Source organism: Planifilum fulgidum (genome assembly GCF_900113175.1).
Lineage (GTDB): Bacteria > Bacillota > Bacilli > Thermoactinomycetales > DSM-44946 > Planifilum > Planifilum fulgidum.
In genome coordinates, this window is the sequence record NZ_FOOK01000013.1 from 50,008 (window position 1) to 68,717 (window position 18,710).

Consider the following 18,710-nt stretch of genomic DNA (forward strand, 5'->3'; position numbering starts at 1 on the left):
CCATTCTTTTTGATGGTATTATTTTCTATGAATTTGCGATTTTCCATTTTGCAGAAAGGTGGCTTGTGATGAGAAAACGCCCTTGTCTCCTGATCCTTCTCAGTCTTCTCCTTCTGTCCGCCTGCTCGCCGGGCGCCGGCAAATCCGCGGACAAGCCCGAAGAAACCATCAAACCGGCGGCCACGGACCCCGAAGGAATGGTCACCGAAGGCCCCGGAAAGTTTGCAGGGGATCGGTATGACGAGGCGAAGGTTCAGGCGGAATTGAAGAAATGGCCCAAAAACATGACCGCCGATGAGGTGTACAACCGCTTGGTGTGGCTAATGGCGGAAGATTACAAACCCGTCATCAAAGAAGCAAAGGAGTACAAGCCCTCCTTCTCCTTGAGCAAACTCGGGGATTTTGATCCCAACCGGCAGCAGAATTCGGAAGGGAAAAAGCAAGAAAAGAACAAGAGGAAAAACATCGTCATCCTGATCGACTCCAGCGGCAGCATGGCCGGCAAAGTCAGCGGGAACACCAAGATGGAGGAAGCCAAGAAGGCGGTGAAGGAGTTTGCCGGTTCCCTGGAAGGCGACATCCGGATCGCCATCCGCGCCTACGGGCACAAGGGGACCAACCGGGAAAAGGACAAGAAACTTTCCTGCGCCAGCACGGAGGAGCTGTATCCCCTGTCCGCCTATCAAAAGGAACGGTTCAACCAAGTGATCGATTCCCTGAAACCCTCGGGCTGGACCCCGCTGGCCGCGGCGATCCGGGGGGCGGGCGAGGATTTGGCGTCGGCCCATCCCGAGGACGAGAACATCGTGTACGTGGTCAGCGACGGAATTGAATCCTGCGGCGGCGACCCGGTGAAGGAGGCCAAGGCTTTGCATCAATCCAAAATCAAAGCCGTGGTCAACATCATCGGGTTTGATCTGGACCAAAACAGCCGGAAGGCCCTGGAACAGGTGGCCAAGGCCGGCGGCGGGGAATTCACCCATGTCCGATCCGCCAAGGAAATGAGGGACGGATTTAACATCTGGACATACCTCGGTCGCTCCAGTCAGATCAATCGCTGGTATCTCGACAACTCCAGGGGTCTCTTCTGGAAACGGCAAAAGGAATATGAATATATATGGGAACTTTTGGGAAGCAGCGTTCAACCCGGAAAGATCGGAAGCCTGAGCGACCGGGAATACGAACGGATGGAAGCGGCCGTGGAGTTTCTCATCGACCAGCGGATCATCCCGGAATCGATGGGAGGCTTCGAGGGAGAGGTGACAAAAAAGCTGAACCACCGGCGAAAAATGATCAGGGAATACCAGCGACAGTTGCGTGAACAAAAAATCGGACAGATTGACGAAGAATACAAACGCATAAATGATCTTCTGGAACAAATCAAAAAACAGGAAAACGAAAAGGTCGAAACATATCGGCGATAACGGATGTTCCCAAATCGAACGGAGCCGCCCGTGGACGGTTGCCCCGAAAAACTTTTGATATAATAAAGATGGACCCATACACACCGCCATCCTGCGCAGGAACGAATCTCCCTTAAAGGAGTGAGGATCACGTGGCCAAAAAGGTATTGATCGTCACCGGCGATGCCGTTGAAGCACTGGAGATCTACTATCCTTACTACCGCTGCCTGGAAGAAGGGTATGAGGCGGTGATCGCCTCGCCGACCAAAAAAACGCTGCACACAGTGTGCCACGACTTTGAGCCCCACATGGAGACGTTCACCGAAAAGCCGGCCTACCGCATCGAGTCCCATCTCTCCTTCGAAGAAGTGAAACCGGAGGAATACGACGGGCTGATCATCCCCGGAGGCCGCGCTCCCGAATACATCCGGATGAACGAGCACCTTAAGCCGATTCTCGAACACTTCTTCAAAGCGGGCAAACCGGTCGCTTCCATCTGCCACGGCTCCCAGGTCCTGGCCTTGGTGAAGGAGCACATCAAGGGGAAAGAGATGACCGCCTACCAGGCCTGCCGTCCCGACGTGGAAGCCTGCGGCGCCATCTATCAGACCAACACCCTGCACGTCCACGACAACCTGGTTTCCGCCCACGCCTGGCCGGACCTGCCGGGCTTCATGCGGGAATTCTTCAAGCTGCTCAACCGGTAATGCGGGAGGACAGCTCACCGGGCGATCCTTCGGGATCGGCCCGGTTTTTTTGTGCATATCAGCCGCGGAAATTCCGGCGTGAGGACGGATGCACCCCGCTGTGACACCATATCCGTCACCCATCCAACGCTTTGGAGAGGGAGCAGCCCGAAATCCGGGAATTCAAGGAATTCGCCATGGGCGGCAAATGTGATCGATCCGGCCGTCGGGGGGATCATCGGCGCCCCCTTCTACAAAATCGTCACCTCCGATGCCTTCCATCGGCCCAGTTGCCCGGACCACATCGACTTTTCCAACCCGTTTCGCCGATCTGCCGGAAACTTGTGCCGGACTCTAACCGTCGCGAAGGAGGCGGACGCGTTCAACCATTGACGGGATCGACTTTCTCAGCGCGGCCTTTGCCCTGTTGTTGCTGCGCCGGCAAATCTTCCGCGGAACCGGCCTGAAAAAAGGAAAGTCGGAGGAAACCGAGAAGTGTCTCCCTGCTTGTCACCGCTCCCGCCAAGGCCATGCGGTGCGCCCACTGCACCTCTCCTTCGGCGGAGGTGAATGCGGCAGGTCCCGCCGTGGAATAAGGATCTTTTGCCTCCAGCCTCACAAAATGCCGCATCATGTAAAAACCGGGCTTCCCTCGCGGGATCCGCCCGGTTTTGCCTAGCATATGCCCGGAAAGCTCCCTTTTCGCCCGCCACAGAGGTGGACGATTTCAACACGGATTTTAGGCCCGCCCCCGGCAGGAGCGCTTTCAGACCAGCTTGACGGACACATATTTGGCTTCCAGAAACTCCTCCATCCCGTGCCGACCGCCTTCCCGGCCGATGCCGCTCTCCTTGAACCCTCCGAAGGGGGCCTGGGCGACGGACGGAAGGCCGTCATTGACTCCGACGATGCCGTACTCCAATCGTTCCATCACCCGAACCGCCCGGGAAAGATCCCGGGTGAACAGATAGGCGGCCAAACCGTAGGAGGTGTTGTTCGCCCGGGCGATGGCCTCCTCTTCGGTCCGGAAGGTTTGAACCGGCGCCACCGGTCCGAAGGTCTCCTCCCGCTGCACCAACATCTCATCCGTCACCTGGACCAGCACCGTCGGTTGGAAGAAGGTCCCCTTCTCCAGCTTTCCGGAAAGGCGGCAACGGCTGCCCCCTATGGCGATGCGCGCCCCCTTTTCCACCGCATCGCGCACGTGCCGCTCCGATTTCAGAACCGCCTGCTCATCGATCAGGGGACCGATATCCACCCCTTCTTCCAGCCCGTAACCCACCTTCATCGCTTCCACGCGCCTCACCAGCGCTTCGGTGAAAGCCTCCGCCACGCTCTCGTGCACATAGATGCGGTTGGTGCAGACACAGGTCTGGCCGGCGTTGCGAAATTTGCTGGCCGCCACTTCGGCTGCCGCCGCCTCCAGGTCCGCATCCTCAAACACGAGGAAGGGTGCGTGCCCCCCCAGCTCCAGACTGACCCGCTTCACCGTGTCCGCCGCCTTTTTCATCAGGATTTTCCCCACTTCCGTCGACCCGGTGAAGGTCAGCTTGCGCACCCGGGGATCCTGCAGCAGGGCGTCTCCGATCGGTTCGGGACGGCTGCCCGTGACCAGATTGACCACTCCCGGCGGAAACCCCGCTTCCTCCATCAGCTCCACCAGCCGGCAGGCGGTGAGGGGCGTCTGCTCGGCGGGTTTGATCACCACGGTGCAGCCCGCCGCCAGCGCCGGCGCGATTTTCCGTGTGATCATCGCCGCCGGAAAATTCCAAGGGGTGATCGCCGCAACCACCCCCACGGGCTGGCGGAGAACCCAAATCCGTTTGTCGGTGAAGGACGCGGGAATCGTTTCCCCGTAAACCCGCTTGGCCTCCTCCCCATACCACTGAACAAAGTCCGCCGCGTACTGCACCTCTCCCCGGGCCTCCCGAAGCGGCTTTCCCTGTTCCCGGGTCATGCCCTCCGCCAGTTCATCCAGATGGTCCAACATCAAACGGTACCAGTTGTGCAGGATGGCCGACCGCTCCTTGGCGGGACGGGACGCCCAGCCGGGAAAGGCCCGGTGCGCGGCATCCACCGCCCGTTTCACATCCTCCGGCGTGGCCTCGGCTGCGGCTCCGACCACCTCCCTTGTCGCCGGATCCAGCACGTCAAAGGTCTCCCGGCTGCCGGACGGAGTCCACTTTCCGTCGATGTAAAGGCCGTATTTTTTCATGAAGCATCCCTCCGCAGCTGCAGTATCACATCTGAAAACCGCCCTCACAAATCCCCGCTTCGGAAGCCAACCAAATATTCCGAACATACCAAAAGGGAAACATCTCTGATACTTCCATTGTATCATTCCCCGCGGAAGAAACTCATCCTGTCCCTTCGGGTCTTGATATGGCAGGAGATTCCGGAGGACGTTTCGGCCTCACTTCAGGCGCCGCAGCGCCAGATGGCCGCCGCAGGCGCCGCAGCGGTAGCGGCGGGGATCCATTTTCCGCTTCCGGAGGTGGGTACGCCCGCAGCGGAGGCAGATCAGGGCGTAGCGGACCGGAAGCGACCGGCTCCTTCCCGGGAGGGGAGGGGCGTAGCGCAGTCCTCCCACCTGCGCGAGAAGCCGGCGAAATTCGGGACTCCGGTGGCGATAATCCTTCCCTTCCAAATGCAAGTGGTAATGACAAAGTTCGTGGCGGATGATGCCCAGCATCGTCTCCTCCCCCGCTTCCAGATAAGCGGGATTGATCTCGATGCGGTGATCCCGGGGAAAATAACGACCGCCCGTGGTGCGGAGCCGATGGTTATAGCGGGCGGTGTGCCGGAAGGGCTTTCCGAAGTCCCGCTCGGAGATCTCTTCCACCCATCGCTGCAGCGCGGCATCGCTTATCTCCCGCTTCCGGCTCACGGGTCCTTCCTCCCGCCGGGATACATGCAAAGGATCATACACGCAAAACCTCCGTTCCACATAAAATATGGGTAATCAAAGAGGGATGCATCGGGAGGGGACGGCAATGCCCAGATGGCTGCGAAAACAACTGATGCGGGCCTTTCAGGGGAAGGACCGGTGGCAGATCCGCTATCTGAACGAGTGCTGGTTCACCTTTTACAACAAAGACCGGACATCCATGGGCGGGTGATTCCGGGATTTCTTTCGCCAAGGCGGCGCCGCAGAGGCGTTTTTTTATTGTCCCGCTTCCCACACTTTCAAAAGAGGATAGGGGTTGATCGCTTCTCGCCTCCATGACAAAAGATTTTCCCGGACATAAATGCCGAAATGGAGATGAGGAGGAAATTTTCCCGTCGTCCCCTCGGGGCCGTAACCGCTGTCCCCTACGTAGCCGATCACCTCGCCCTTTTTCACCCGGTGTCCCGCCTCGATCCCCTCGCCGAAGCGGCTCATGTGGGCGTAATAGTAGAACCTTTGCGGATGATTCCGATCCATGACCGTAACGGCCCATCCCCCGAGCCGGTTCCACCCTTTGCTCACGACAATCCCGTCAGAGACCGACAGGATGGGGATTCCCTTTTCCGCCATCAGGTCGGTGCCTTCGTGTTTCCGATTGCCGCCGTAGGTCCGGCTGGCTCCCCAGGTATCCGAATATGAAATGCGACTCAAGTCCGTTTTCCGGAAGGGAAAGGCGTATTCCTCGGCCAATGACGGAACCATCCACCGGTACGATTCGGCAATCTCCAGAATTTCCTCCGCCCGGTCGTCCGGAAATCCGCTGCGAATCGCCCGTTCCGTCGCTTTCGGAGCGCTGTTTCCTCCGGTCTTTTCCATCATCCATGCAGCCCGTTCCCGGATGGAAGCGGGAGTCGCCTTCCGATACCCCGATTCCACCTCGTCAATCGCCGCCAGGTACGCCCAGGAGATCCCCGTCTCCCTCTCCGCCGCCGCATAGTGGCGGGCCAGGCCGGCGGGAAGGCGGAGTTCCCGGACTTCCCCCGAACGGAACACATCGCGAAAGATGAAAACAAGGGCCCCCAGCAGGGCTGCGATCAACAGCAAAACGAATCCGCGGCGGATCAAGGAGACCCTCCTTTCCGTCTCGTTTTCGGAACCGTATCCGGCCCGTTTCCCCGGCAGGTTGGAAAAAGGGGTGCCCCGGAGTTTTCCCCGGCACCCCTGCACATGTCCGATCCCTATTCGCCTTCCCCGGACGGGACGGGAACCATGCTGAGGGAAACCCGCTCCCGTTCCAGATCCACCCCGATGACCCACACATCGACGATATCCCCCACGGAGACAACATCCAGGGGATGGTGCACATATTTTTCGCTCATCCGGGAAATGTGCACTAGTCCATCGTTTTTCAGCCCGATGTCCACAAAGGCGCCGAAATCGACCACATTGCGGACCGTTCCCTTCAGCTGCATCCCCGGACGCAGGTCCTCCGGCTTCAGCACGTCGGAACGAAAGATGGGAGGCGGCAGCTCCTCCCGGGGATCCCGCCCCGGTTTCCGGAGGGCATCGATGATGTCCCGAAGGGTGGGAACACCGCATCCGATCCGTTCCGCCATGGACGACACGTCCACCCGGTGCAGCCGTTCGTTCAGCTCCTCGGTGCCGATCGCCTCGCGTGCACATCCCAGCTCGGCCAGGAGCCGCTCCACCACCGGGTAGGATTCCGGATGGATCGGCGTCTTGTCCAGGGGCTGCTCTCCGTCGGGAATGCGCAGAAACCCGATGCACTGCTCGTAGGTCTTCGCCCCGAGGCGGGGAATCTCCTTCAACTCTTCCCGGTTTTTGAAGCGGCCCACCTCTTCCCGCCGTTTGACGATGTTTTTGGCGACGGCGGAGGTGATCCCCGACACATACCCCAGAAGGGCCGGGGAGGCAGTGTTCACATCCACCCCCACGTGATTGACGACGGATTCCACGACAGCGGCGAGGCTTTCCGCCAAACGCTTCTGGGAAACATCGTGCTGGTACTGTCCAACCCCCAACGCCTTCGGATCGATTTTCACCAATTCCGCCAGGGGATCCTGCAGCCGGCGGGCGATGGAGACGGCGCTGCGGGAGGCCGCATCCAGGTGGGGAAACTCCTCCCGGGCCGTTTTGGAAGCAGAGTAGACGCTGGCTCCGGCTTCATTGACGATCACATAGTAACATTCCCTGTCCAGCTCCCGGATCAGCTCCGCCACAAAGGCCTCCGTCTCCCGCGAGGCGGTGCCGTTGCCGACGGCGATCAGATCGATGCCGTACTCCTCGATGATCCCCCGGGTGATCCGCTTCGCCTCGTCCACCCGGTTTTCCGGAGGCGTGGGATAAATCACGTCGATGTGGAGCAGTTTGCCGGTTTCATCCACCACCGCCAACTTGCATCCGGTGCGGTAGGCCGGATCGATCCCCAGCACCCGCTTGCCGGAGACAGGCGGCGTGAGCAGCAGATTGCGCAGGTTTTCCGCAAAAACGCGGATCGCCTGTTCTTCCGCCTTCTCCGTCATCATGCCCCGGATTTCCCTCTCCACGGAGGGGGCGATCAACCGCTTGTAACCGTCCTCCACCGCCTCCTTCAAATGGCGCTGGCCGGGATGGGGGAAGCGCTCCAGAATCCGGCGAAGGATCTCCTCCGCTTCCACGTCGATGCTCACCCGCAGCACTTCCTCGCGCTCCCCCCGGTTGACCGCCAGGATGCGATGGGCGGGCATGCGCCGCACCGCTTCGCTGTATTCATAGTACATCTCGTACACCGTTTTCTTCTCGGGATCCCGGGCTCTGGAGACGAGGACGCCCCTTTTCCAGGTATACTCCCGCACAAATTGGCGGATGTCCGGATCTTCGGCGACGGTTTCCGCCACGATATCCCGCGCTCCGGCCAAAGCCTCTTCCGGTGAGGCCACCCCCTTCTCCTCGTCGATGAAGCGAAGGGCGGCCTGCTCCACCTCCGCCTCTTCCCGGGATTTCATCATCAACTCGGCCAGGGGGGCCAGCCCCTTTTCCCGGGCGACGGAGGCCCGCGTCTTCCGCTTCGGCCTGAAGGGCCGGTACAGGTCTTCCACTTCCTGCAGTTTGACGGCCTGCTCAATTCTGCTTTTCAGTTCCTCCGTCAGTTTCCCCTGCTCCTCGATCAGGCGGATTACTTCCGCCTTCCGCTGCTGAAGTTGCCGCAGATAGCGGTACCGCTCCTCGATGGCCCTGAGCTGCTCCTCGTCCAGCTCCCCGGTCCGTTCCTTTCGGTAGCGGGCGATGAAGGGAATCGTGTTTCCTTCGGCGAGGAGTTGGACGCTCGCCTGAACCTGGGCGGGGCGAATCCCCAATTCTTCGGCAATCACCTGGTGAATCCGTTCGTCGTTCATAAATCGCCTCCGTCGATAAGCCTTGCTGATCTGGAACTATGATTATATCAAATCCCCCAAGGCCGAGGAAGCTGAAGGTCGCTGCACCCGCCCACGGAGCGGGCCGATCCCTGAAATGCTCCAAATTTTTTTGGGAGAGAGGGATGGCCCCTTCGCCGGATCCGCTTCCCGGCAAGGGCTTCTTAAGGGACGTTTCCCCGGAAGGCGGTCCGCGCGGCCTTGGACCGCCCGCTCCGGGAGCCTCCTGCCGGCGGCGACGGAATGGGCGAAAGACCCTCCCGACGCCACAAAAAAAAAAACGCCCGGCCAGGGCGGAAACATCGAAAGGAACGGCAAATGGAAGACAAAACCGGAGGAGGCGGAAACGAAGGGTGCGCGCCTGTGCTCCGACAAAAAAATAACCCCTCCCACGCCTTCAGCCGGGAAGGTCAAATGCACTCCGACGGCTCGATCCGGATCGCCTCGCGCAGTTTGCGAAGCGCCCGCCGCTGCAGACGGGACACGTGCATCTGGGAGATTCCCAGCTTTTCCCCCGCCTGCTTCTGACTCAGGTTGTCAAAAAAGGTCATGCGGATGATGTCCCGTTCCCTTTCCGTCAGCACCTGAAAGGCTTTCTCCAGCACCATCTTCTGGTCGACGTGCTCAAAACCCTCATCCATGCTTCCCACCAGATCCAACAGCGTCACTTGGCTGCCGTCGCTGTTGGCCTCGATGGGTGTGTCCACGGAGACGGCGTTGTAGCTGCGACCCATTTCCATCGTTTCCAACACTTCTTCCGGAGTGACACCCAGATATTCGGCGATCTCTTCGATCTGGGGTGAGCGCTGAAAACGAACCGTCAAATCCTCCACCGCTTTTTTGATGCGGGGACCCAGTTCCTTGATCCGGCGAGGAACATGCACGCTCCAGGTCTTGTCCCGGATGTACCGTTTGATCTCGCCGACGATGGTGGGAACCGCGAAGCCTTCGAAGCTTCGCCCGTAGGAGGGATCATACCGCTTCAGCGCAGCCAGAAGCCCGATCATCCCCACCTGGACCAGGTCCTCGAAGAGTTCTGCGCCCCGCGAGAATTTGGATGCGAGGGTTTCCACCAATTCGGAATAATAATCCACCAGGGCGGCTTGGATCTCTTCGTCCCCGTCTTGCTGGTACTGGCGGATCATTTCCAAAATTTCATTCTCAGTGAGATCGGGTTTCTGTGGGCGCGTCGACATCCTCCTCCACCTCGTCCCTCCGGATATACTTGATCAGGGTCACCGCGATGCCGCCATCTCCCTTGATCTCCACCTTGTCCATCAGAGACTTCATCAGGTAGAGGCCCAACCCTCTCTCCGGCAATGCGTGAACCGGCATGTGTCCGTTAAGAGGACCCGAACGCGCCTGCACTTCCGCAATGTCAAAACTGGGACCCCGATCGACCACTTCGATCTCCAACCGATCGGGAAAGATCCCGCAGAAGATGAGAATCTCTCCCCGCTGATCCTTGTAGGCGTGGTGGACCGCATTGGTGCAAGCCTCAGCAACCGCCACCTTCAAATCTTCGATGTCGTCATAGGAGAAACCCATCCGGCTGGCAATCCCGGATACCGCCAGGCGGACTACCCCCACAAAGTCGGCCTTGGCGGGAATGGTCAGCTCAATCATGTCTTTCGGTTGCTCCTTCATGATTTTCCGTCCCCCTGCGACTTGTCTTCCACACAGAAAATCTCACTCAGACCCGTGATCTGAAACAGCCGTTCCAAACGGGGATTGATCCCGTATATTCTCAAACGGCCGGACGATATGCGCAACGCCTTGTACGCCCCGATCAGCACGCCCAGTCCGGTGCTGTCCATATAGGTCACCTTGGACAAGTCCAGATTGACCACTTTCGCCTTTTCGCACAAGGGAAGCAGCCGCTCGCGAAGACGGGGCGCGGTGTAGGCGTCCACTTCGCCTTCCACAACCAGCGTCGTGACGTTGTCGGATTCCGCCTTTTCATGAATCGTTACATCCATATCCTCAACCTCCGATGCTCACTTACACCTTTCCCCCTCGGGGTGAAAAAAAAACCTGATTTTGTTAGTTGAAAACGGGAAGAAAATCCCATTAAACAGGGAGATACCGTATGAGATGGAATCAGGTTCCAAATCCCCGGGCTTCCACGCAGCCGCATACCTTGTCCGATCGGCCCGGCGGATCATTTCCTGCGGATGATCATCAGGGTTTGATCGTCATTCAGCTCATAACCGGCCATTCGGTAAATTTGTTGGTAAACCGCTTCCACCGCTTTTTGGGCGGGAAGATCCATGCAGGAGAGCAGTACCTCGCGCAGTTTGTCCCGGCCCAGGAAATCGCCGTTCACCCGGCACTCGGTCACACCGTCGGAAAAGAGAATGATCGCGTCTCCGGGAGAGAGATCCACGATGTAATCCTTGTAAGTGGCGTCCGGAGAGACGCCGAGAACCAGTCCGCGGGTGGGCATATTCTCAAATTTCCGTTCCTTCGACCGGAACACCAAGCCCGGTTCATGGCCCGCCGTCGCGTAAAAGAAGCGGTGATTCCGGGTATTGTAAATGCCGTAAACCATCGTGATAAACATGCTGGGATCCACGTTTCGCTCCACGACGCTGTTGAGGCGCCTGAGGATCTCCGAGGGACGCAGGGAACCCTCCTGAAGCCCGTCCATCGCGTACTTGATCATCGACATGCACAGGGCGGCGGGAATGCCTTTTCCGATGATGTCCGAAAGCGCCACCCCCATCTTTCCCCGACCGTGATCCACCACGTTGTAGTAGTCGCCGCTCATCCTGTTGGCGGGAACGCTGATCACGCCGATGTCGATGCCCGGGAAGGTGGGGAGGGTTTCGGGAAGGAGCGTCTGCTGCATTCCGACGGCCACTTCAATCTCGTATTCCAGTTCCTGCTGCCGGTGAACAAGGCTTTCGTGCTCCCGGTAAGCGATCCCATAACCCATCATGATTTCAATCAACATGTCGAAGGAATCCACAACCGCCTGGGGCACGTCCGGCACCATCTTCTTGATGACCGCCGCATGCAGATTGACAATCTCTTCGGGGGAAATCCGCTGCTCGATCATCCACTTGCTCAACTGCTGAGCGGCATACAGCAGATCCTCCCGTCTGTTCAGCAAATAATCGGATAGAAGATCCTCGTACTGCTTTTTGACATCGTCTCGTTTCATAAATTCACCCCAAACCGCGGTCTGCCAAAAATCACAACCGACGGGCCTTAGGGGAATCACCGCCGATCCTTGAATACGAATCCATTATACTACAAAAAAAGAGATGCGGTTACACTTCCCGCATCTCTTCGCGAGGTCAAAAATCGATCAAACCGAGGCTGATCTGCAGCGCCTCGTTGACCCGCTCCATCATTTCGTCGTCCAGGTGTGTGATTTTGTCGGTGAGCCGCTGTTTGTCGATGGTGCGGATCTGTTCCAGCAGGATGACCGAATCCCGTTCAAACCCGTAGGTTTTGGCATCAATCTCCACGTGGGTGGGCAATTTGGCCTTTTGGATCTGGGCGGTTATCGCGGCGACGATAACGGTGGGGCTAAACCGGTTTCCGATATTGTTCTGTATCACCAGAACCGGTCGCACCCCACCCTGTTCCGATCCCACAACCGGCGAAAGATCGGCAAAAAACACATCGCCACGCTTTACGATCAAACCCTTACACCCCGCTAACCAAGCGATCTAAGGTATCGTCGGCCTCTTCCTCGGCATCGAAAGCTTCCGAAGCAATGTTCAAGTTGATCTTGGCCATCTCCATATAACCCCGCTGCATCATCTCGCGAATCATCCGTTTTTTCCGTTCCTGCAGATAGAGCTTGGTCGCCTGGCGGATCAGTTCGCTGCGATTGGAATTCTCCTTCCGCGCCAAACCGTCAACTTCCTGCAACAGATGCTTCGGAAGGGTGATCATGATTCTTTTTGTCTCTGCCAACACCACGCACCCCCAACCAATCATCCCGTTCACGAACTTCTCTAGTCAATACTACCATTTTGCCGTTCGCAATGCAAAATATACCCCCGGATCGCAAATTCCGCAACATTTCCGGCTTATAGGCAGTATTAAATGTATTCGACTCCGTGGGTGAAATTCCTGCCGGAAAAGGAAGCTCCACATAATTCGTCAACTTTTTTCGCAAAGGGCGCTCCCGGACCCCCTCAGCCGGTTGATCACCCCCACCCGCTTTCCGTCTTCAAGGTACACCCGGGGAACCCGCCGGCCCACCGCACAGGTCACCTCATAGGAGATGGTGTCCAACAGGCGGGCCACCTCGTCCACGCTGATCACTTCATTCCCCTGTCGGCCGTAAAGGACCACTTCGTCCCCCACGGCGGCGGGCATCGCCTCCGTCACATCCAGCATCGTCTGATCCATGCAAACCCGGCCGACGATGGGCACGCGCCGTCCCCTCACCAGCGCCGAACCCCGGTTGGAGAGGCGGCGGCTCAAGCCGTCGGCGTAGCCGATGGGAATAGTGGCGATCCAGCGGCTTCCGTCCACCGTCACCGTCTTTCCGTAACTGATCCCCGTCCCCGCCGGCGGCCTTTTCAGGCGGACGATCCGCGTCTTCAGCGTGAGGGCCGGTTTCAGCCGGACGGCCTGGCGGTTCACCTCTTCCGACGGATAATACCCGTACATGCTGATGCCGAGGCGGACCAGGGCGTGTCCGTATTCCGGCAGGTCGATGGCCGCCGCGCTGTTGGAGCAGTGGATGAGGGGGACATCGGCCCCCGCCGCCCGCAAGCGATCGACAAAGCCGAGAAGGCACCGGTGCTGAAAGCGGGTATACTCCTTGTCCGATTCATCGGCACAGGCAAAGTGGGTAAACACCCCGCCGATCCGGAGGTGGGGATGGCGGGCGAGACAGCGGAGAAAGGCGGATAGCTCCCCTTCCAACAAGCCGAGGCGGCCCATCCCCGTGTCCACTTTCACGTGAATCGCCACGCTTTTCCCCTCGCGGGCCGCCTGGCGGCCGAGCGCTTCGACCACTTCCTCCGAGTACACGGTGAGGGTGACATCGTTTTTGATCGCCTCCCCCACCGCCCGGGGCGGGGTGTAACCCATCACCAGGATCGGGGCGGAGACTCCCGCCTCCCGAAGTTCCAGGGCCTCGTCCAAAAAGGCCACGGCAAGGCTGTCGGCCCCCGCCGACAGCGCCGCCCGGGCCACCGGCACCGCCCCGTGTCCGTAGGCGTCCGCCTTGACCACCGCCATCAGCCGGACGGATTTCGGAAGGTGCCTGCGAAACTGCCGCACATTGTGCCGGATCGCATCCAGATCCACTTCCGCCACCGTATCGCGATAATAAACGTCCTCTCTCATCCTCATTCCCATCCATGGCGCAAAATTTCCAACCGTTCATTCAATCGCCCGAGAAAGTCATCGCTCACCAACAAAGGGAGCCTCTTTCCGTCAATCATGAAGAAGTATGGGAGGTCGTAAGCCGGTTTCACCCGGGTCAAGGGCACCGTCTGCCGCCTGCGGCCTTTGCGGATCTCCAGCCGGTCCCGGTACAGGATGTACCGGGGACGATAGACGGCCCGATACAACGCGGGCATCCCGGCCATCACCGCCGCGGCGAGAACGAGCAGCGAGACGACAAAGGGAGCGGAACGAAACGGAAAAAGGGAGAGCAAAGGAATCATACCGATCAAAAATCCCCCGACCTCCCACAGGCGAAGTTCCCGATCCTTCCGGTAGAGAAGGACCGTGTAGGGGGTGGTTTCTTCAAAAATCCGGTCGGAAGTCATGGGTTCACCTCATTATCTCCTGCAATCCTACCTGTGGAGGCGCGGACGGAGCATCGGAAATTTCCCGGCCTCCCACCGATTCCCTTTTACCTCCTCATCATACCTTCTCTGCCGCCGAATTGCCAGGGGGCGCTTATGCCCGATTTCCTTCCCCTGACACCACAAATCCTCCGCTTCAAGAAGATTTTTCCCCGTCTCCAAAACAAGACGATTCATATTATTGGCAGATCGTGTATGATATATAAAGGCTTGTCCGTGAGGCAGTTCCCGGGCTGCCCTGCCCCCGAAGCGAGACTCCTTATTTTTCCAATCAAGCGGCTGAGGGGGACTTCCTCCACCCCTTCTCCAGTTTTTCCGCCCACGCACTCCCATCCGAAATGGAGGTGTACGGATGAAAAAACCGGCGTCCCTGTTGTTCCTGCTTTTCATTCTGATCTTTCTGCCGGGGTGGGATGAAGAAGAAAAAAGCTTCACCATCGAACGGTTGGATATCCGGGCCTACATCCTGGAGGATGGCGATCTGTATGTCGAGGAATTGTATACCTACGATTTTGACGGGGAATTCAACGGAACGACGCGCACCATCAAAGACAACGGCCACGACGGGGTGGAATTCTTTGAGGCCTACCTGCCGCCTCCCGGAAAGGAATTGGGGGAATTCACCTTCGAAGACTCGCAGCCGCTGAAGACCGAAAGGGATAAAGAAACGTTTTACGTCTACACAGCCTCCAAAAACGAGAAAAAACGGGTTTATTACCGGTATCGCCTGAGCAACGCCGTAAGAAAATACAGGGATACCGCCGAATTTTACTGGGCCTTCTTTGATTACAGCAATGAATCCGATCTCCACCGGGTGACGATCGATGTGATTCTGCCAAAGCCTTTTCACAAGGACCAGATCCAATATTTTTTGCATGAACGCGCAAACGGACAGATTACGGACATCACGGATTATTCCATCCGTTATCAAACGCCCTTGTTCCCCGCCGGGGTCACCTCCGAAATCCGGCTCCTTTTTCCGGGAGAATTTCTGCCGAAGGCGAAATTGACCGAGGACAAGAACATGAAGGCGGACATTTTATCCGAAGAAAAAGCGCTTCAACCGCGCTTCGCCGCCCGTGAAAGATTATTGGAGACGGGAAAATCGGCCCTGGATCTTATTACACTTACTCTGCTTGCGGCAATCCTGCTATACGTTCTCTTCCGGATTTTGCGCAGGGCCTTGGCCCGCGGGGAATCCGGGGAAGCGGGACGGTTGGAGGAACTGGATCCCCTCCTTGTCGCCCTCGTGTATCAAAAGGGAAAACTGACACCGCAGGATTTGATCGCCGGCCTGTTCTCCCTGTATCAGAAGGATGCCATCCGCATTGAGAAATTGGAGGAAGATGAAACCTTTAAATTCCTTTGGGCGGAAGAGAAGAAGAATCTGGAAAGGCATGAGCGGTATTTGATCGATTCGTTTTTCCGGGATTCGGAAAATATAGAGGGGAAAAAATATCGCACTTGCACCCTGGATTCACTGGTCTACCTGAGCCAAAGCAGCTTTGACAGATGGAAGGATCTGGTGCTTAAGGCCTATGCCCCCTATGCCCGGAAGTCCCGGTTTTTCAAATACCTCATATGGTGTCTTCTCCCGATCCACATCGGGCTCACCATCTATCTGTGTTACGCGGATGTCGCAAGCCTGGGGGGCATCATTGTGGCAGGGGCGGTTTTGGGGATCGCGGCGTGGAGTTCTGCCCTCAAATATCAGCGCAAACGCCGCTTCCTCCTCTTTCTGGTAGCTTCATTCTTTGCGCTTGCCGCCCTGCTGGAGTCACCGGATCTGGTTGATAGCTATTTCGTATTGTACATTTTGTCGGCTTTGTCCCTGGCGATCATTCCCGTTTACTCCCTCACCCTCAAAGGGACGTCCCTTCGCCTCGCCGTCAAGTCCTGGCGCAAAGCGCTGAAAAAGGGCACATACCCCGTGGGAAGCGAACCCGCTAAGAAGGAAAAGCTCCTCCAGCACGCCATTGTGCTGGGTGTGTCGCCCTCCTTCGTCCATCACTACGGAAAAGGAGGGAAATATGAAGAAATGGAAAAACATTTGCCGCTGCTAAGCAATCCCATGAAGACCGCCACTACCTTCGCATTCACCACCATATCGGTTGGTTCCTCCAGTTCGGTATTTTCTGGAGGAGGCGGTGGAAGCAGCGGAGGCAGCGGCGGCGGTGGCGGTGCCGGAGCCTTTTAAAAAATACGCAGGAGGGAAAAACATGGCGGTCCTGCGCCGCATTCGCCGGATCCGGTCCGTTGAACTGACCGTCAACAGTCCCACCCACCGCAGCGGGCCGGTCCTGGAACCGGGAAAATGGGAAGAACACGATCCCTTTTTGCTGCTGATGGAAGACATTTTTCAGCGCGGCACCTTCGAGGAACACCCCCATCGCGGGATCGAGACGGTTACTTACGTGATCAGCGGCGAGCTGGAACACTACGACAGCAACGCCGGCCACGGCAAGCTCGGTCCCGGCGACGTGCAATGGATGACCGCCGGCCGGGGAGTCATCCACAAGGAGGATCCAGCCCCCGGATCGACGGTGCACAGCTTGCAGCTGTGGATCAATTTGCCGAGCACCCATAAAATGATAAAGCCGCGCTACCAAAACCTGCGGGCGGAAAAGATGCCCGTCCGCGAAGAAAACGGGGCGACCATCCGCGTCTTCTCCGGCTCATCCAAAGGCGTTCGGGCCCCGACCCGAAACATCGTCCCGGTCACGATGGTGGAGATGAACGTGGAGCCGGGGTGCACCGTCTCACAGGATCTGCCGGGCCACTACAACGGCTTTTTGTACATCCTGGAGGGAAGCGGCGTCTTCGGGGCCGAGGAAGCGGAAGGAAAGGCGGGGCAGGTCCTCTTTCTCAGCCGCCACGAGCGCGGCGAGCAGACCGAGGTCCGGGTGACCGCCCGCGGGAAGCTCCGTCTCCTCCTGTATGCCGGAGAGCCGGTGGAAGAACCGGTCGTCGCTTACGGACCCTTTGTCATGAACACCCAGGAGCAAATCCTCGAAGCCCTCCGCGATTACCGGGAAGGGCGCTTTCTCCGCTGACGGACCGGGATGGAGGATGGAAGGCGGCACCCGGGGGGCCTTTTCCATCGAAAGGGGCGCGATCCCGTTTGGCCGCGCCTGACTTCAAAAGGAGGCGGGCCGTCCATCGCGTCCGCATCCGTCTGGGCGTTGTATGCGGTTGTTTGCAATGCGCATACAGCGCGCCCGAATCCGATATGAATGCGAGGATCACGACCTCCAAAAGGGCCGCCCCGCTCCTTCAGGGAGCGGGGCGGCTTTCGCATCATCGGGATGGAGGGAAGCCTCGATGCCCACGACATTTTCCGCAAGCGGCAGGTCTTTTGGCTTTTACGCGACACTTCCCTCCATCGCCTTTCGCGGGGAGGATGATTCGGCTGAAAACCGCGAGAGCAAGGCGCGGTTTGTTCCACGCCAATCCGTTGATGGCACCCCCCGCCGGCAGGAAGGGATTCGTGCCGCAACCTTTTCGTCACGTTCAAGGCTTCCGCGATACGCCCCTTCTTTCTTTTTGGCTTCAAATCAGGCTATTCACCGGCGCCTTCCAGCTCCGCCCGGCCTCTGGGACCCCCGGCGCCCCGGACGAAAACATCGGCGATCATGCGAATCTCCTCTTCTTCCTCCGAACGGGCAAACACCTCCGGAAAAACGTTTCGGGCGAGCAGGTAGCCGATCACCATCGACATGGCGCTGCGCAGCAGGACGTAATTGGGCAGGTCGGTCCGCAGTTTCCCCTGCTCCTTCAGGCGGTCCAGCTTCTCACTTGCCATGGCCATCAGGTTTTTGGCCACGTGGTTTTGCAGCGCTTCCCTCAGTTCCGGATGGAACAGGCTCTCCACAAGGATGATTTTGATCAGCTTCCAGTTGTTTTCGACGAGGCGAATGCGGTCGGCGATCACATCCTGCATCACCTCGTGCAGGGGTTTGTCCTGCTCCAGGAGATGGAGCACCGGGCGGGCGATATAGGGAGCGGCCACCTTGGCGATGGCCGGAATCACCAGGCGCAGGAGCAGTCCCTTTTTCGTGCGGTAATGCTTGAAGATGGTCGCCTCCGCCACCCCGGCCCGCTCGGCGATCTCATGGGTGGAGGCGCCGCTGTATCCCTTTTCGGCAAACACATGGATGGCCGCCTCCAGGATCTGTTTCTGCTTTTGGGTCTGCCGCTGGTCCGGATCCAGATTGACCTCGTACTCATCCGCAATCGTCTTGACCCACTCATCCCAGCTTTTGCTCGTCATCATCACCACCTCGACGAATCACATCGGCAACAATGTCCTCCAACGACGGCCGCTCCCCGAGCCTGGAACGGAACCGGCTTTGAATCTCGCGCACACCTCCGGAAAGTACGATCCGCCCTCGGTTCATCAAGGCCACCTCGTCGCAACGCTCCGCTTCATCCAACTCCGTCGTGCCGCGCTCGGTCCGCTCATAAAGCTGTTCCCAGAACAGCCGGCGCGTGAGCGGATCCACACCGCTGGTCGGCTCGTCCAGGATTACAAAGAG

General features: G+C 58.5%; 19 protein-coding genes. 5 read left to right on the plus strand and 14 right to left on the minus strand.

The window, feature by feature from the left end:
• Positions 1–68 precede the first annotated feature (68 nt).
• Positions 69–1,424 carry a vWA domain-containing protein gene (locus BM063_RS08975; RefSeq protein WP_092038089.1) on the plus strand — a complete coding sequence of 452 codons (1,356 nt, stop codon included), beginning with the start codon at positions 69–71 and terminating at the stop codon, positions 1,422–1,424.
• Between the two features lie 131 nt (positions 1,425–1,555).
• A complete protein-coding gene (locus tag BM063_RS08980) occupies positions 1,556–2,110 on the plus strand; it encodes a DJ-1/PfpI family protein (protein ID WP_092038091.1) in 555 nt (184 codons plus the stop codon).
• Between the two features lie 745 nt (positions 2,111–2,855).
• Here the strand turns inward: BM063_RS08980 and BM063_RS08995 are convergent.
• On the minus strand, positions 2,856–4,304 hold the full coding sequence (locus tag BM063_RS08995; RefSeq protein WP_092038097.1) for an NAD-dependent succinate-semialdehyde dehydrogenase: 1,449 nt from the start codon (positions 4,302–4,304) through the stop codon (positions 2,856–2,858).
• 198 nt (positions 4,305–4,502) lie between these two features.
• Positions 4,503–4,958, minus strand: coding sequence for a SprT family protein (locus tag BM063_RS09000; RefSeq protein ID WP_092038186.1), 456 nt, complete (start codon positions 4,956–4,958; stop codon positions 4,503–4,505).
• A gap of 124 nt (positions 4,959–5,082) precedes the next feature.
• On the opposite strand from BM063_RS09000, the gene cmpA reads away from it, so the two are divergent.
• On the plus strand, positions 5,083–5,208 hold the full coding sequence (gene cmpA, locus BM063_RS09005) for a cortex morphogenetic protein CmpA (protein WP_092038100.1): 126 nt from the start codon (positions 5,083–5,085) through the stop codon (positions 5,206–5,208).
• 44 nt (positions 5,209–5,252) lie between these two features.
• On the opposite strand, the gene BM063_RS09010 is transcribed toward cmpA, so the two are convergent.
• The 10 genes from BM063_RS09010 to BM063_RS09060 form a co-directional block, all read right to left on the minus strand.
• Positions 5,253–6,101: a M23 family metallopeptidase gene (locus BM063_RS09010; RefSeq protein ID WP_143085292.1), complete on the minus strand. Its 849-nt coding sequence runs from the start codon at positions 6,099–6,101 to the stop codon at positions 5,253–5,255.
• A gap of 113 nt (positions 6,102–6,214) precedes the next feature.
• Positions 6,215–8,371 carry a Tex family protein gene (locus tag BM063_RS09015; RefSeq protein WP_092038104.1) on the minus strand — a complete coding sequence of 719 codons (2,157 nt, stop codon included), beginning with the start codon at positions 8,369–8,371 and terminating at the stop codon, positions 6,215–6,217.
• 428 nt (positions 8,372–8,799) lie between these two features.
• Positions 8,800–9,585, minus strand: a complete 786-nt coding sequence (gene sigB / locus BM063_RS09025; protein WP_092038108.1) for an RNA polymerase sigma factor SigB — start codon at positions 9,583–9,585, stop codon at positions 8,800–8,802.
• On the minus strand, positions 9,551–10,036 hold the full coding sequence (gene rsbW, locus BM063_RS09030; RefSeq protein WP_092038110.1) for an anti-sigma B factor RsbW: 486 nt from the start codon (positions 10,034–10,036) through the stop codon (positions 9,551–9,553). The genes sigB and rsbW overlap by 35 nt, the downstream gene beginning before the upstream one ends.
• Complete coding sequence (locus BM063_RS09035; RefSeq protein ID WP_092038112.1) at positions 10,033–10,368, minus strand: STAS domain-containing protein; 336 nt, start codon at positions 10,366–10,368, stop codon at positions 10,033–10,035. Before BM063_RS09035 ends, rsbW begins: the two co-directional genes overlap by 4 nt.
• 182 nt (positions 10,369–10,550) lie before the next feature.
• The gene (locus tag BM063_RS09040; RefSeq protein ID WP_092038115.1) at positions 10,551–11,555 is read right to left on the minus strand and encodes a PP2C family protein-serine/threonine phosphatase; all 1,005 of its coding nucleotides are present in this window, start codon (positions 11,553–11,555) and stop codon (positions 10,551–10,553) included.
• A 136-nt stretch (positions 11,556–11,691) separates the two neighbouring features.
• Complete coding sequence (locus BM063_RS09045; protein WP_092038117.1) at positions 11,692–12,042, minus strand: type II toxin-antitoxin system PemK/MazF family toxin; 351 nt, start codon at positions 12,040–12,042, stop codon at positions 11,692–11,694.
• A 4-nt stretch (positions 12,043–12,046) separates the two neighbouring features.
• Positions 12,047–12,343: a CopG family ribbon-helix-helix protein gene (locus BM063_RS09050; RefSeq protein WP_092038119.1), complete on the minus strand. Its 297-nt coding sequence runs from the start codon at positions 12,341–12,343 to the stop codon at positions 12,047–12,049.
• Between the two features lie 165 nt (positions 12,344–12,508).
• Positions 12,509–13,708: an alanine racemase gene (gene alr, locus BM063_RS09055; RefSeq protein ID WP_425439146.1), complete on the minus strand. Its 1,200-nt coding sequence runs from the start codon at positions 13,706–13,708 to the stop codon at positions 12,509–12,511.
• Positions 13,709–13,710: 2 nt separating this feature from the next.
• Positions 13,711–14,136, minus strand: coding sequence for a hypothetical protein (locus BM063_RS09060; protein ID WP_092038123.1), 426 nt, complete (start codon positions 14,134–14,136; stop codon positions 13,711–13,713).
• 391 nt (positions 14,137–14,527) lie between these two features.
• Between BM063_RS09060 and BM063_RS09065 the strand changes: the two genes are divergently transcribed.
• Both BM063_RS09065 and BM063_RS09070 read left to right on the plus strand, forming a co-directional pair.
• Complete coding sequence (locus BM063_RS09065; RefSeq protein WP_092038125.1) at positions 14,528–16,372, plus strand: DUF2207 domain-containing protein; 1,845 nt, start codon at positions 14,528–14,530, stop codon at positions 16,370–16,372.
• A gap of 22 nt (positions 16,373–16,394) precedes the next feature.
• Entirely contained in the window at positions 16,395–17,228 is an 834-nt protein-coding gene (locus BM063_RS09070; RefSeq protein ID WP_092038188.1) for a pirin family protein, read from the plus strand.
• A gap of 506 nt (positions 17,229–17,734) precedes the next feature.
• Here the strand turns inward: BM063_RS09070 and BM063_RS09075 are convergent.
• Together BM063_RS09075 and BM063_RS17965 are read right to left on the minus strand one after the other, a co-directional pair.
• Complete coding sequence (locus BM063_RS09075) at positions 17,735–18,445, minus strand: TetR/AcrR family transcriptional regulator (RefSeq protein WP_177199063.1); 711 nt, start codon at positions 18,443–18,445, stop codon at positions 17,735–17,737.
• Positions 18,423–18,677 (minus strand): ATP-binding cassette domain-containing protein, encoded by a 255-nt coding sequence (locus tag BM063_RS17965; protein ID WP_092038127.1) that lies wholly within the window; start codon positions 18,675–18,677, stop codon positions 18,423–18,425. The genes BM063_RS09075 and BM063_RS17965 overlap by 23 nt, the downstream gene beginning before the upstream one ends.
• Positions 18,678–18,710 lie beyond the last annotated feature (33 nt).

What these genes read in the sequence shown, in the direction of transcription:
- BM063_RS09040 (WP_092038115.1), bottom strand. Translation starts at nt 11,555, where the DNA reads ATGAAACGAGACGATGTCAAAAAGCAGTACGAGGATCTTCTATCCGAT.
- BM063_RS09035 (WP_092038112.1), bottom strand. Translation starts at nt 10,368, where the DNA reads ATGGATGTAACGATTCATGAAAAGGCGGAATCCGACAACGTCACGACG.
- BM063_RS09065 (WP_092038125.1), top strand. Translation starts at nt 14,528, where the DNA reads ATGAAAAAACCGGCGTCCCTGTTGTTCCTGCTTTTCATTCTGATCTTT.
- BM063_RS09070 (WP_092038188.1), top strand. Translation starts at nt 16,395, where the DNA reads ATGGCGGTCCTGCGCCGCATTCGCCGGATCCGGTCCGTTGAACTGACC.
- BM063_RS09075 (WP_177199063.1), bottom strand. Translation starts at nt 18,445, where the DNA reads ATGACGAGCAAAAGCTGGGATGAGTGGGTCAAGACGATTGCGGATGAG.
- BM063_RS09050 (WP_092038119.1), bottom strand. Translation starts at nt 12,343, where the DNA reads ATGATTGGTTGGGGGTGCGTGGTGTTGGCAGAGACAAAAAGAATCATG.
- BM063_RS09060 (WP_092038123.1), bottom strand. Translation starts at nt 14,136, where the DNA reads ATGACTTCCGACCGGATTTTTGAAGAAACCACCCCCTACACGGTCCTT.
- alr (WP_425439146.1), bottom strand. Translation starts at nt 13,708, where the DNA reads ATGAGAGAGGACGTTTATTATCGCGATACGGTGGCGGAAGTGGATCTG.
- BM063_RS09015 (WP_092038104.1), bottom strand. Translation starts at nt 8,371, where the DNA reads ATGAACGACGAACGGATTCACCAGGTGATTGCCGAAGAATTGGGGATT.
- BM063_RS08975 (WP_092038089.1), top strand. Translation starts at nt 69, where the DNA reads ATGAGAAAACGCCCTTGTCTCCTGATCCTTCTCAGTCTTCTCCTTCTG.
- sigB (WP_092038108.1), bottom strand. Translation starts at nt 9,585, where the DNA reads ATGTCGACGCGCCCACAGAAACCCGATCTCACTGAGAATGAAATTTTG.
- BM063_RS08995 (WP_092038097.1), bottom strand. Translation starts at nt 4,304, where the DNA reads ATGAAAAAATACGGCCTTTACATCGACGGAAAGTGGACTCCGTCCGGC.
- cmpA (WP_092038100.1), top strand. Translation starts at nt 5,083, where the DNA reads ATGCCCAGATGGCTGCGAAAACAACTGATGCGGGCCTTTCAGGGGAAG.
- rsbW (WP_092038110.1), bottom strand. Translation starts at nt 10,036, where the DNA reads ATGAAGGAGCAACCGAAAGACATGATTGAGCTGACCATTCCCGCCAAG.